Here is a 12,831-nt window from a genome sequence, read left to right as displayed (position 1 = left end):
GAGGGTGACAAGCGGGCGAGGGCGATTATCACACCGCCCCGCACACCCCCGACGCCCGGCTCCCCGCACCCCCAGACCCCGGAGCTCCCCCGACCCCGGCGCCGCCCCTACGCCCGGTCCAGCCGCAACCGCTCCGCCCTCGGCAACCCCGCCACCACCAGGTCGTACGAGTCCTCCACCAGCTCCCGCACCAGCCGCCCCGGCAGCTCCCCGTCCAGCACGACCGTGTTCCAGTGCCGCTTGTTCATGTGATACCCGGGAGTGACGAGACCCGGGTACTCCCCCCGAAGTCGTACGGCGTCCTCGGGGTCGCACTTGAGGTTGACCTTGAGCGGCACCGCGTCGATCCAGGACAGCGCGAACATCTTGCCGCGGACCTTGAACACGGAGATCTCCGGCGAGAACGGGAAGTCCTCGACGGCCGCGTTGAAGGACAGACACAGGTCACGCAGCTCCTGCGGGGTCACACCGACTCCTTCTCCGGGTCTTCCCCTACGGGCTCCACCAGCACCGTCACGATCTTGTTCCGCCGCCCGGCCGCCGCCTCCGCGGTCAGCCGCAGCGTCCGGTCGTCCGGAAGACGTACGACCGCGGAGGCACCCGCGATGGGCACCCGCCCCAACGCCTTCGCGAGGAGCCCGCCGACCGTCTCGACGTCCTCGTCGTCGTACTCCTCAAGTCCGTACAGCTCACCGAGGTCCGTGATGTCCAGACGCGCGGTGACCCGGTGCCGGTCGTCACCCAGGTCCTCCACAGGAGGGAGTTCCCTGTCGTACTCGTCGGTGATCTCGCCGACGATCTCCTCCAGGATGTCCTCGATGGTGACGATCCCGGCCGTGCCGCCGTACTCGTCGATGACGACGGCGACGTGGTTGCGCTCCTGCTGCATCTCCCGCAGCAGGTCACCGGCGTTCTTCGTGTCCGGGACGAACGCGGCGGGCCGCATCGCCGTCGACACCAGGTCGGACTCGGTGTCACGGCTGATGTGCGTCTTGCGGACCAGGTCCTTGAGATAGACGATCCCGACGATGTCGTCCTCACTCTCCCCCGTGACCGGTATCCGGGAGAACCCCGACCTGAGAGCCAGGGTCAGCGCCTGACGGATCGTCTTGTACCGCTCGATGACCACGAGATCGGTCCTGGGGACCATGACCTCACGCACCAGGGTGTCGCCCAGCTCGAACACCGAGTGCACCATCCGGCGCTCGTCGTCCTCGATCAGCGACTCCTGCTCCGCGAGGTCGACCATCGCGCGCAGCTCCGCCTCGGACGCGAACGGGCCCCGCCGGAAACCCTTGCCGGGGGTGAGCGCGTTGCCGATGAGGATCAGCAGCGAGGGGATCGGGCCCATGATCCGCGCGAGCGGCAGCAGGACGTACGCGGCGGCCGTGGCCGTGTTCAGCGGATGCTGACGGCCGATCGTGCGCGGCGAGACGCCGACGGCGACGTACGAGACGAGGACCATCACACCGATCGCGGACAGCAGCGCCGCCCACGTCTCGCCGGTCTCCTGGAGGAACGCGTACGTCACCAGCGCGGCGGCGGCCATCTCGCAGGCCACCCGGACCAGCAGCGCGACGTTCAGATAGCGCGTCGGGTCGGCCGCGACCTGCGCGAGCTTCGCGCTGCCGCGCCGCCCCGACTTGACGGCCTCCTCGGCGCGGAAACTGGACACGCGCGCGAGGCCCGCCTCCGCGCAGGCGGCGAGCCAGGCGACGACGACCAGTGCGACGGCGCCCGCGACGAGCTGGACGCTCATGACACGGTCGGCGCGGGCGACGGGCCGGTGAGGCCCTTCTCGGCCCGCCAGCCGTCCACGATGGCCGCCTGGAGGCCGAACATCTCGGCCTTCTCGTCGGGCTCCTCGTGGTCGTACCCGAGCAGGTGCAGCACCCCGTGGACGGTGAGCAACTGAAGCTCCTCGTCCATGGAGTGCCGCGTGGGCGCCTCGTCCCCCTGCTTCTTCGCGACCTCCGGGCACAGCACGATGTCCCCGAGCAGGCCCTGCGGGGGCTCCTCGTCGTCCTTGCTCGGCGGGCGCAGCTCGTCCATCGGGAACGACATCACGTCCGTCGGTCCGGGCAGGTCCATCCACTGGATGTGCAGCTGCTCCATCGCGTCGGCGTCCACGACGATCACCGACAGCTCCGACAGCGGGTGGATCCTCATCCGCGCCAGCGCGTAGCGGGCGATGTCGAGGATCGCCTGCTCGTCGACCTCGGTTCCGGACTCGTTGTTGACGTCGATCGACATGGCGCTGGTTTCGCTACTTCCGCTTGGTCCGGCCGCCCTTGTGGCCGCCGTTCTCCGTACCGTTCTGGCTGTCGTACTTCTCGTACGCGTCGACGATACGGCCCACCAGCTTGTGCCGGACGACATCCTGCGACGACAGCCGCGCGAAGTGCACGTCGTCGACCCCCTCCAGAATGTCCTGCACCTGCCGCAGCCCACTCTTGGTCCCGCTCGGCAGGTCGACCTGCGTCACGTCCCCCGTGATCACGATCTTCGAATCGAACCCGAGCCGCGTCAGAAACATCTTCATCTGCTCGGGCGACGTGTTCTGCGCCTCGTCGAGGATGATGAAAGCGTCGTTCAGGGTGTTGTGCGTCAGCAGGTAGTCCGTGGTGACGTAGAGGCTGTCCTCCGCCGCCACCTGGATGCAGACCGTCTCCTCCCGGCCCGCCGGCTCGATCGAGTCGATGAACCGCATCGGACGTCCACCGCCACCGGCCGCGAGGTACTTGTCGCGCTTGCGGGCGAGGCGGAAGGGTTCGATGCCCTTGGGGAGACGGATGTCGATGATGTGGGCGTCGTGGCGGTAGGTGACTTCCCGCCCCTTCGCGAGGCCCGGCTTCCGTCCCTCAGCCGGCCTGCGCCGGGTGTAGGCCACCCCACCGAGCGACTGCACGAGGGCGATCACGTCGTCGCGGAGCATGATCGACGTCGTCGCGTACTGGATACGGCAGGTCCGGTCCTTCTGCGTGACCGGGCCGCCGTCGGAGTCGAGCAGGCCCTGCAGGACCGCGAGCCGTACCTCGGCGGAGTTGTGCAGGTAGGCGTCCGGCACGAACTTGGTGTGCGAGCGAGTCCGCAGGAGATCGAGTTCGCGCAGGACACGGGTGACCGGGTTCTCCAGGGTGACGACGTCTCCGGGAGCCTTGATCCGGTTGAGGACGTAGTCGGGCCCGCCCTTGTGCCGTAGCCGCACGCCGGGCAGCGCCGATTCCAGGGCGACCGCCAGCTCGGGGTCCTCCGTGGCGAACGAAGGCGTGGTGGAGCCGGTCAGGCAGCCGTCGCCCAGCAGGAGTCCCAGCGCGTAGGGGTCCATGGGGACCTCCTGCTCCGGGAGGCACACCGGGGCCGTGAGCATCGGCAGTTCGTAGCGACGGTAGTGCCCCGCCCGCAGGTTGCCGATCATCTCCTGGGTCTCCAGGACCCGCCACGGCTTGTCACGGCGCTTGTCGTCGCGCGTGCGGACGGTCCACAGGTGCTCGCCGCAGGCCAGCGTCCAGGAGCCGTCCTGGGCGGTGACCCGGTAGACGTCCTTCTCGCCCTGCGGGTAGACGCCCAGGACCGGGGTCGGCTCGCCGTTGGAACCGATGACCAGGTCGCCGACCTCAAGGTCGCCGATGGGACGCCAGCCGTCCGGTGTCAGGACGTTGGTGAAGACCGGCATCGCGCGCCCACGCATATATGCCAGCGGCGCCACCTCGATCGTCCCGGCCGCCATGAGCCTCGGGATCGAGTCGGGGTCCAGCATGTCGTGGAGGGCGTCGTAGAGGGGGCGCAGGTACGGGTCGATCTTTTCGTAGAGGGTGCCGGGGAGGAAGCCCAGGCGTTCGCCCGCCTCGACCGCGGGGCGGGTGAGGATGATGCGGTTGACCTGCTTGGACTGGAGGGCCTGGACGGCCTTGGCCATGGCGAGGTAGGTCTTGCCGGTGCCCGCGGGGCCGATGCCGAAGACGATCGTGTGCTTGTCGATGGCGTCGACGTAGCGCTTCTGGTTGAGGGTCTTGGGGCGGATGGTGCGACCGCGCGAGGACAGGATGTTCTGTGTGAGTACCTCGGCCGGGGTCTCCTGGCCGTCGCTCGTCCCGTTCTCGCTCGCCCGCAGCATGGCGATCGAGCGTTCCACTGCGTCCTCCGTCATCGGCTGCCCGGTGCGGAGCACCAGCATCATCTCGTCGAACAGGCGCTGGATCAGGGCGACTTCCCTCGCGTCGCCGACCGCGCTGATCTCGTTGCCCCGGACATGGATGTCGGCCGCCGGGAAAGCCTTCTCGATCACGCGCAGGAGGGCGTCGCCGGATCCCAGCAAGGCCACCATGGGGTGCTGGGCGGGGACAGTGAACTGTGCTCTCGCCTTCCCCTGCGCGGGGGTCTGGGCTGTGGGTGTCTGAGTCATAGTCCGGCCCGCTGGGCCTCTACGTCCTCCCGAACGCGTCTCGCCTACCACAAGGGCGGCCTGGCACGTTCAAGCCTACGCCCTGTCACTGACAACACCGAAGGGCTTTTCGCACGGGAGTGCGGGGGTGGTGGGGAGGCGGAAGGGGGTGCGGTGGGCGCCGCCGGGGACATACGCGCGCGGAGGGCGGCTGTTGCCGCCGAGCTGGATCATTGCGGCGCCGGGGGCCACGCGCGCGGAGGGCGACATCCGACCGCGGCGGCCTCCGACGGCCGGCTACGGCCGTCGCTCGCGCGTGCTCCGGACGGCTGCCCCTCGCCCTCCGCGTGTGCGGGCGGGCCGGTGGGGGCTCCGTGACCGCCGCTCGGCTTCCTCGCCCCCACGCACGGGCGGGCGGATGACGGGCTGTGCACGCCCGGTTTCCCGGACGCCTCGTCGCCCCGCGCGCACGGGCGTGCGGGTAGTCAGCGGGGTCCTGATAGTTCTGGGCCCCCGCGCACGAGGGTGCGGTTCGCCGGGCCGACCCCGTGCCCCGGGGAGTCGGCCACGCACGCGTGTGTGGGCCAGGTCGACGCCGGATACCTCCGTGCCCGGCACGGAGTCGCCCGCGCGCGGGAGTGCGGCCCGGCCGTCGGCGACTCGGCGGTGCGGCGCCGCAGGAGTCACCGACGCGCGCGGGGGCGGTCCCCGTGCGACGTCCACGAAGCGGACACCCTCGCGGAGTCGCCCACGCGCGCGGGGGGGGGCGGTCCGCCGTGTGGCCCCGCGTGTGAGTGGCCCCCCGTACGCCGGCCGGCGGTTCGGCGGTGGTCGGTGTTGTTCGTCCGTCCGGCCATGCGCGTCCGCGGGGGCGCGTGGTTCAGGCCGAGCGGCGGAAGCCGATCGTCGGTACGGCTCTGCGGAGGGGCCAGGGGCGGGCGTCGTCGGCTGACAGGACGGTGCCGAGGAAGGCGTAGCGGCGCAGGGCCTCGGGGTCCTGGTCGGGCAGGGAGCGGACCTTGCGCCACCAGGCGGCGATCTCGGACCAGCCGGGGGCGGAGAGGGAGCCGCCGAACTCCTGGACGGAGAGGGCCGCCGTGAGGCCCGCGAAGGCGAGGCGGTCGGCGAGGGGCCAGCCGGCGAGGGTACCGGTGACGAAACCGGCGACGAAGACGTCCCCCGCGCCGGTCGGGTCCAGCGCCTCGACGGCGATCGCGGGCACCTCGGCGGTCTCGCCGGTGCGCCGGTCCACCGCGTACGCGCCCTGCGCGCCCAGCGTGACGACCGCGAGCGGCACGTGTTCGGTGAGGGCGTGGGCGGCCTTGCGGGGGCAGTCCGTGCGCGTGTACCGCATCGCCTCCTCCGCGTTGGGCAGGAACGCCTCGCAGTGCTCCAGGTCGGCGAGCCCGGCGAGGTCCCACGCGCCGGTGTCGTCCCAGCCGACGTCGCCGAAGATGCGGGTGCCCTTCGAGGCGGCCTGCGCGATCCAGGGTTCGCGTCTGCCGGGGGTGAGGGAGGCGACGGCCGCGCGCGCGGGCGGCGGGCAGGTGGGGGCGGGCTTCTCGGGGGGTGCCTCGTGGCCGTGGGAGACCATCGTGCGTTCGCCCTCGTACGCCATGGACACGGTCACCGGGGAGTGCCAGCCGGGCACTGTGCGCGAGGGCGTCAGGTCGATGCCCTCGCCCTGTTCCAGCGCGTCCCAGCAGTACTCGCCATAGTGGTCGTCGCCGAAGGCCGCCGCGAGGGACGTCCGCAGGTTGAGGCGGGCCAGCGCGGTCGCCATGTTGGCGACGCCGCCGGGGCTCGATCCCATCCCCCTGGCCCACGACTCGGTGCCCCGCACGGGCGCGGAGTCGAGGCCGGTGAAGATGATGTCCAGGAAGACCGTTCCCGTCAGGTACACGTCGCACGCCGGATCGTCGGGCCTCCGCACGGCGGCCAGCGGATCCATCGGACACTGCCGGTCCGGACGGATCCTGCTCCTCGATACGGTCTCTCCTGCCGACGCGTCGGACGGGGTCACGGTGCGCTCCCTGCGAGTGGTGCCGATCCAGCCACCCCGACGACGCCCCACCGACGGTGCGCCCTCGCGATGTGCCGATCCGGCCAGTGTGCACCACCCCACCGACAACGGGCCCCACAACAGGCCCGCCACCGCCCGGAGCCTCACGGGACCCCCACATGGGAAGCGAACCGGGGGCGAGGCCGGGGCATCGGGGGACGCTCCACCCGGCATGGACAGACCGTCCGGCATGAGCAGGCCGCCGGGGCACTGGCGGAAAGCGGGCGCGCAGGCAGGCAGGACGCCCCCACACCTGCGGCTCGGCCTCGAAGCTCACGCGCGTGCGCGCACGAAGACGAGCGGGAGACGTCACGGCCTCCTGAGCGGCCCAGAACCGCGCGGCGCGCGCACGGGGACAGCCGGCCAGCCGGCCCGCGCGTGGCCAGGCCGCCCTGACGCACGCGCGTGCGCGCACGGTGCCCTCTCGCCCGTCCCGATCCTCCCGCGCGCGAACGCCGGATACGTCCGCCGCCACGGCTGACGCGCACAGCCCTCTTCACCCACACGCCCGCACACACCCCCTCCCCGCCCCGCCCTCACGCACGCGTGCACCCCGACTCACCCTCCACGCACGCGTGGAAGCTCGATTCACGCCCTACGCGCGCGTACCCCCACTCACCACCCTCACCACCGCGGCACCGAGGGCGTCTCCCACCCCGGCTCGGCCACCCGCATCGCGGCGGCGTCGTCGCGGTCGCGCAGGGTGCCGTCGTCGTCGAGCCAGCGGCGGTGGAGGAAGGCGAGCCGGTCGTGGTCGAGTTCGACGCCGAGGCCCGGGGTGTCGGTGACCGTGACGCGGCCGGCGTCGAAGGTGAGGCGCTGGGTGAGGACGTCCTCGGACTGCCAGGGGTAGTGGGAGTCGCAGGCGTGGTGGAGGCCGGGGACGGTGGCGGCGACGTGGGTCATCGCGGCGAGGGAGATGCCGAGGTGGGTGTTGGAGTGCATGGAGACGCCCACCCCGAACGTCCGGCAGATCGCGGCAAGTCGCTGGGTGTTGCGCAGGCCGCCCCAGTAGTGGTGGTCGGAGAGGACGACCTGGACGGCCCCCCGGGTGAACGCGTCGGGGATCTCGGCGAACGTCGTGACGCACATGTTCGTCGCGAGCGGCACGCCCGCGCGCGCGGCGACCTCGGCCATGGCGTCGGTGCCGAGGGCGGGGTCCTCCAGGTATTCGAGGACGTCGCCGAGTTCCTTGGCGACGGTGAGGGACGTCTCCACGGACCAGGCCCCGTTGGGGTCGAGCCGCAGGGGGTGTCCGGGGAACGCCTCGGCGAGCGCGCGGACGGCGGCGATCTCCTCCTCGGGCGGGAAGACGCCGCCCTTGAGCTTGAAGGACGTGAACCCGTACCGCTCGGTGAACTTCCGCGCCTGCTCGACGACCCCGGCGGGATCGAGGGCGGCCCCCCAGTCGTCCCGCTCGGCGGCCACGCCCGCGGGGTGCTCGGCCCACTTGTAGAACAGGTACGCGCTGTACTCGACGGCGTCGCGCACCTTCCCGCCGAGGAGCGCGTGCACGGGCAGCCCGAGTGCCTTGCCGAGCGCGTCGAGGCAGGCGACCTCGAAGCCGGAGACGACGGACAGCCGCAGCTTGTCCGCCGTCTGCACGCCCCGCAGCCCGCCGACGTCGACCTGGTCGACGACCCGTTCGCGGTCGACGTCCACCCCGTTCATCACCGTGAACAGCCCGTTGTGGTCGGCGACGGACCGCCCGAGCAGCCGCCCGGCGAACGGCCGCGCCAGCTCCAGGTACTTGGTGTCCCCGTAGGTCTCCCCAAGCCCGGTGACCCCGTCGGCGGTCTCGACCTCGATGATCAGGCGGGGTGTGTACGGCTGGTGCACGCCCTGCGTGTTCAGCAGCGGCGGGTCGGCGACCAGGATCGGTGTGAGGCGTACGTCGGTGATCGTGAGGTCCACCTGGTCATCTCCCTGTCAGCCGCCAGCCGTCATCCACATACGAAGACAGAGGCTAGGTAGCTGAACAGGTGCCGTCAACGGGTGGCCGCCCGAGCGCGCCGCATCGCGTACACCCCCGCCCCCGTCAGCAGCGCCGCGATCCCGGCGACCGTGCCGACCGTCGCCCCGGTGGAGGCGAGGCTCCCCCCGGAGGTCGTAGTACCTCCGGCGGACCCCCCGGACCCGGACGACGCCGTCCCGCCCGTGGACCCCGTACTACCCGTAGTACCTGAGTCGCCCCCGGTGGACCCCGTAGTACCCGTAGTACCTCCGGCGTTCGACGATCCCCCCGTACCCCCCGTAGTACCCGCCGGGTCCGTCTCCACCGGCGCCTGCCCCACGAAGCTCACCGGCACCTTCACGTCCTGCGACCGGTCCCCGGAGAGCGTGTGGTCCGCCCGCGTCGCCAGCACGCACGTCACCTTGAAGCAGTCGGTGTACGCGTCCTTCGCGTCGACGGTCAGCTCGACGGAGAACGTCCCCCCGGCCCCGTACGGAGTCGCCAACTCCTCCCCGTAGTCGGGCGGGTTGGAGGAGATCCACGCCGACGAGTGCGACGCGCCGGTCATGTCGACGCCCCCGACGCACGGCGTCGGCAGCTCCCCCGCCCCGTTGTCGACGCAGAGGGCGACGTAGACGCCCTTCGCCTCGTCGTACCCGGAGCCGGTGACCTTCACCGTCTGCTTGGCGACGGCGAGGCCGTTGACCGGCGTGACGGTCAGCTTCTGGCCCCCGGCCCCGGTGCCGGTCCTGGTGCCGGACGGCTCGGTCGTCCCCGGCGACTCCCCGCCCCCGCTGGTACTACCCCCGCCGGTGCCGCCCCCGGCTTCCCTGACCGTGAGCGTGAACTCCGAACTCCGCGTCGTACCCGCCGGGTTGGTGAAGACGACCCGGTAGCGGTACCCGTCCTGCGCGGCGCGGGCGGTGAAGGAGTACGTGTTGGCCGTGGCCCCCGCGATCGCGCTCCAGGTCTGCCCGCCGTCGGGGCTGACCTCCCACTTCAGGGCGGGCGCCGGAACCCCGTCGGCGGCGGCGACGAAGGTGACGGTGTCCCCGGCGTTCACGGTCTGGTCGGTCGGGGTCTGGGTGACCTTAGGGGATACCCGTAGGTCCAGCTTGACGACCTTGCTCTCCGCGTACTTGGTCAGGTAGACGGAGGTCGCGCCGGGGGCGACGGCGACGCCCGCGTGGACCGTGCCGGCGATGCTGCCCGGCAGGGCGACCGGCGCGGCGGCGGGCTCGAAGGTCGTGCTGGAGAGGATCTGGAGGGACCCGGCGCCGTCGGCGCCCTCGGCCGCCGTGCCGTAGTCCTCGCGCAGGACGAACGCGCGGCCCGTGGCCCTGTCGAAGGCCATCGCGAGCGGACGGTCCTTCGCGGTGAGCGTCTTGAGCCGCGCCCCGTTCCGGTCGTACACGACGACGTCGTCGTCACTGGTGACCCAGACGTTCCCGGTGGCGGGGTCGGCCTCGACGAAGTAGACGGCTCCGGCGCCGAGTTCGGCGGTCGCGGTGACCTTGAACTCGGCCGACCGCGTGTCGACGCGCCGCAGCACCTTCTTGCCGCCCTCCGAACCCACCGACCAGGCGACGCCGTTGGCGGTGTCGACGCCCAACTGGGCGCCGCCCTCAAGGGAGATGGCCCGCCTGACGGTGCCGGTCGCGGTCTCGACCTCGGAGAGCGTCGCGCCCTGGGCGACGAGGACGGTCGAGGCGGTCGCGGGCCCGGTGCCGGTGACGGTCGAGCCGTTCAGCCAGCTGCCCTGGGCGCGCGCGTCGCCGTCCTTGGCGGTGGCGAGGCCGCGCAGGGGGAAGTGGAAGGAGACGCCGTCGCCGGCCAGCGGGGCGATGATCTGCCGGACCACGCGCGCGGCGAGCGTGCCGCCCGCGCCGGGGGCCTGAGCGATGTGACTGAGGGCCCTGCCGGTCGCCGGGTCGAGGGCGTAGAGGCCCTGTTCGGCGACGTCGGAGGTGTCGGGGATGTTGTCCGAACCGACGTACAGCTTCCCGGAGTCGGGGTGGACCAGTACATCCAGAGGACGACCCGCCGTGGTGAACTCGGCCGCCCGGACGTAGCTGACGGTCCCGGCGGGCACGTCGACGCCGTCTCCGCCGCCGTCACCGCCGCCCGGGTTCTGGCCCTTGAAGGTTACGGGTATGCGGACGTCCTGGGAGCGGTCGCCGGGGGCGTTGTGGTCGACGCGGGTGACGACCGAGCAGGCGACCCGCGCGCAGTCGAGGCCGCCGCCCGCGGCCTCGAGGTCGAGCCGGACGTCGAAGGTGCCGCCCGCGCCCCACTTCTCGGCGACGCCGGCCGGGGCCTCGGCCGAGTCGGCGGGGACGATCCACTTCGAGGCGCCGCTGCCGCCGGTCTGGTCGGCGCCGCCGAGGCAGGGCGTGGGGATGCGGTTGTCGCCGTTGTCCTTGCAGAGCGCGACGTACACGCCCTTGGTGACGTCGTACCCGGACCCGGTGACGCTCAGGGTCTCCCCCGCCGGGTCGAGGTTCGCGGAGGCGGAGACGGTGAGGCGCTGGCCGCTCTTGCCGAGGGCGGTGCGGGGTGTGTCGGCGGCCTGTGCGGCGGGGCCCACCGTGACCGCGGTCGCCGTCGCGGCCACGAGTGCCGCCGCCCCGAGCAGTGCCGCCGGCCGCCTCAGCCGCCGGGCGGGGGTGTCGTCTGTCATGAGGTCCCTCGATGAGGTGATGAAGGTGCGGGAACGGGCCGGCCGGGTGGGGCGGCCGGCCCGTGGAACGTGCGGGGTCCGGGGCGGAGGCCGGGGTGGGGCCGTAGTACCCGTAGTACCCGCAACCCCCGCCGCCCCGCCGTACCCGTAGTACCTAGGGGCACCCCGCAGCAGGCGCCCCTAGGAGACCCGTACTACTGGAAGCTGATCGGCACATGGACGTCGTAGTTGCGGTCGTTCGAGTCGAAGTGGTCGGCGCGGGTCACGACCGCGCACTCGACGTCCTGGCCGCAGACGCTGCCGTCGTCCAGCGTGGCCTTGACGAAGATGCTGACGCTGAAGGTGCCGCCGCTGCCGAACTTGGAGCTGTTGGCGAAGAGGCCGCCGAAGGTGTTGTTGACCCAGTGGGAGGCGCCGGTGGAGCCGGACTCGTCCTGGCCGCCGAGGCAGGGGGTCGGCTTGTTGGCACCGGCCGCGCCGTCGACAACGCACAGGCCGACGTAGATGCCCTGGCCCGTGTTGTAGCCGGAGCCGCTGACGGTGACGACCTGGCCGGCGGCGGTCGCGGTGCCGGGCGAGGTGAGGGAGAGGTTGTAGGTGGTACCGCCGTCGGTGACCGTGCGGGTGGCGGTCGCGGCGGAGGCGGAGGTGGCCAGGCCCAGGGTGAGCGCGGACGCGGCGGCGACGGCGAGACCAGCGCGGGCGACGGTGCGGGCGGAGGCGACTCTCATGGGAGACCCTTCTGATCGGTCCGAGCCTGAATGACTCAAACTTAGGTAAGGCTAACCTAATTACGATCTTCCGTTGTTTGTCAATGGGAGGTAAAGCGAGTCACCTCGAACTCGGCGCCCAGCACGGCCCGTTCACCGGTCACCGCCGTCACCTCGACCATGTGCGCGCCCCGCGTCGCGGTGTCATACACCGGGAAGTCCTGAGCGAACCGTCCGCCCCCGTCGGCCACCGCCTGATACCGCGTATCCCCGTCGATCGCGACGAGCAGAACCTCACCGGGCGTGAACCCCTCGCCGGTGAGCCGCTGTTGACCACCCGCAATCAGGGTGGGGTGGACGAGGGAAACGGCGGCCGGCACAGGGGACGCCTTCTCCACCTCCGGCGTGGGGCTCGCGGCCGGTGCCCCGACGGGCTCTTCGGCAACCCCGGCGCCGACCGTCACGTCGAACACCCCGAGCCCGTCTCCGGCCGCGAACTCCCGCCCGCTCCAGGAGGACAGCAACTCGGCGCCCTCCTCGGAGAGTTCGGCCCGCAACCCGCTCCACGTCACGGCACTCCCCCGGACGACCGGCCCACCCCCGGACGCCGCCACACCGGCCAGCGTCACCGCGCGGGCACGCCCGTCCACCGCCGTACGGACATGGAGGGCGCCTTCACCGCCCGCGAGCCTGAGCGTCAACCCGGCCAGAACCAGGGCCTGTTGCCCCTCGACCCCGCCGAGCCGGACGGCACCGCCCAACTGGACCTCTCCCGAGGCCCGTTCGACGTCGACGTCCCCGCCGACCGCCGGAAAGGAGACCTCACCGGCACCCACGGCGGGTTTCGCCGCACCGAACGTGACGCCCTGAGCGGCGAGTTCACTACCGCCCACGGACCACCCGGCCCGCCCTTCGACGACTTCACCGGCCAGCGCGCCGGGACTGCCGAGCACGAGCAGGGCGCCGGTCGCCAGGGAGACGACGGCCGTTCTCTTCGCCATGTTCCGTTCCCCTCGGGGATATCGAGTTCTGGATCAGTGA

The 12,831-nt window shown here is 71.9% G+C and carries 9 protein-coding genes; all 9 read right to left on the bottom strand.

Features of this window, described 5'->3' with window-relative positions; translation table 11 throughout:
- Positions 1-107 precede the first annotated feature (107 nt).
- The 9 genes from IAG44_RS27490 to IAG44_RS27450 all read right to left on the bottom strand — a co-directional run bounded on the left by IAG44_RS27490 (position 108) and on the right by IAG44_RS27450 (position 12,791).
- The gene (locus IAG44_RS27490) at positions 108-467 is read right to left on the bottom strand and encodes an MmcQ/YjbR family DNA-binding protein (protein ID WP_187749751.1); all 360 of its coding nucleotides are present in this window, start codon (positions 465-467) and stop codon (positions 108-110) included.
- Complete coding sequence (locus tag IAG44_RS27485) at positions 464-1,759, bottom strand: hemolysin family protein (RefSeq protein WP_187749750.1); 1,296 nt, start codon at positions 1,757-1,759, stop codon at positions 464-466. Before IAG44_RS27485 ends, IAG44_RS27490 begins: the two co-directional genes overlap by 4 nt.
- Complete coding sequence (ybeY, locus tag IAG44_RS27480) at positions 1,756-2,253, bottom strand: rRNA maturation RNase YbeY (protein ID WP_187749749.1); 498 nt, start codon at positions 2,251-2,253, stop codon at positions 1,756-1,758. The genes IAG44_RS27485 and ybeY overlap by 4 nt, the downstream gene beginning before the upstream one ends.
- A gap of 13 nt (positions 2,254-2,266) precedes the next feature.
- A complete protein-coding gene (locus IAG44_RS27475; RefSeq protein WP_425508472.1) occupies positions 2,267-4,327 on the bottom strand; it encodes a PhoH family protein in 2,061 nt (686 codons plus the stop codon).
- Between the two features lie 937 nt (positions 4,328-5,264).
- Positions 5,265-6,407 (bottom strand): carbohydrate kinase family protein, encoded by a 1,143-nt coding sequence (locus tag IAG44_RS27470; protein ID WP_425508471.1) that lies wholly within the window; start codon positions 6,405-6,407, stop codon positions 5,265-5,267.
- Positions 6,408-7,070: 663 nt separating this feature from the next.
- The gene (locus IAG44_RS27465) at positions 7,071-8,360 is read right to left on the bottom strand and encodes a glucarate dehydratase family protein (RefSeq protein WP_187749747.1); all 1,290 of its coding nucleotides are present in this window, start codon (positions 8,358-8,360) and stop codon (positions 7,071-7,073) included.
- 74 nt (positions 8,361-8,434) lie between these two features.
- Positions 8,435-11,080, bottom strand: a complete 2,646-nt coding sequence (locus IAG44_RS27460) for an immunoglobulin domain-containing protein (protein WP_187749746.1) — start codon at positions 11,078-11,080, stop codon at positions 8,435-8,437.
- A gap of 194 nt (positions 11,081-11,274) precedes the next feature.
- Positions 11,275-11,811 carry a hypothetical protein gene (locus IAG44_RS27455; RefSeq protein WP_187749745.1) on the bottom strand — a complete coding sequence of 179 codons (537 nt, stop codon included), beginning with the start codon at positions 11,809-11,811 and terminating at the stop codon, positions 11,275-11,277.
- Between the two features lie 80 nt (positions 11,812-11,891).
- Positions 11,892-12,791 carry an HtaA domain-containing protein gene (locus tag IAG44_RS27450; RefSeq protein WP_187749744.1) on the bottom strand — a complete coding sequence of 300 codons (900 nt, stop codon included), beginning with the start codon at positions 12,789-12,791 and terminating at the stop codon, positions 11,892-11,894.
- Between the last annotated feature and the right edge of the window lie 40 nt (positions 12,792-12,831).

It is taken from the genome of Streptomyces roseirectus (assembly GCF_014489635.1).
Classification (GTDB): domain Bacteria; phylum Actinomycetota; class Actinomycetes; order Streptomycetales; family Streptomycetaceae; genus Streptomyces; species Streptomyces roseirectus.
Note: the sequence above shows the minus strand (reverse complement) of the source record. Positions and strands in the feature narration are given on the sequence as shown.

What these genes read in the sequence shown, in the direction of transcription:
- IAG44_RS27455 (WP_187749745.1), bottom strand. Translation starts at nt 11,811, where the DNA reads ATGAGAGTCGCCTCCGCCCGCACCGTCGCCCGCGCTGGTCTCGCCGTC.
- ybeY (WP_187749749.1), bottom strand. Translation starts at nt 2,253, where the DNA reads ATGTCGATCGACGTCAACAACGAGTCCGGAACCGAGGTCGACGAGCAG.
- IAG44_RS27450 (WP_187749744.1), bottom strand. Translation starts at nt 12,791, where the DNA reads ATGGCGAAGAGAACGGCCGTCGTCTCCCTGGCGACCGGCGCCCTGCTC.
- IAG44_RS27475 (WP_425508472.1), bottom strand. Translation starts at nt 4,327, where the DNA reads ATGGTGGCCTTGCTGGGATCCGGCGACGCCCTCCTGCGCGTGATCGAG.
- IAG44_RS27485 (WP_187749750.1), bottom strand. Translation starts at nt 1,759, where the DNA reads ATGAGCGTCCAGCTCGTCGCGGGCGCCGTCGCACTGGTCGTCGTCGCC.
- IAG44_RS27460 (WP_187749746.1), bottom strand. Translation starts at nt 11,080, where the DNA reads ATGACAGACGACACCCCCGCCCGGCGGCTGAGGCGGCCGGCGGCACTG.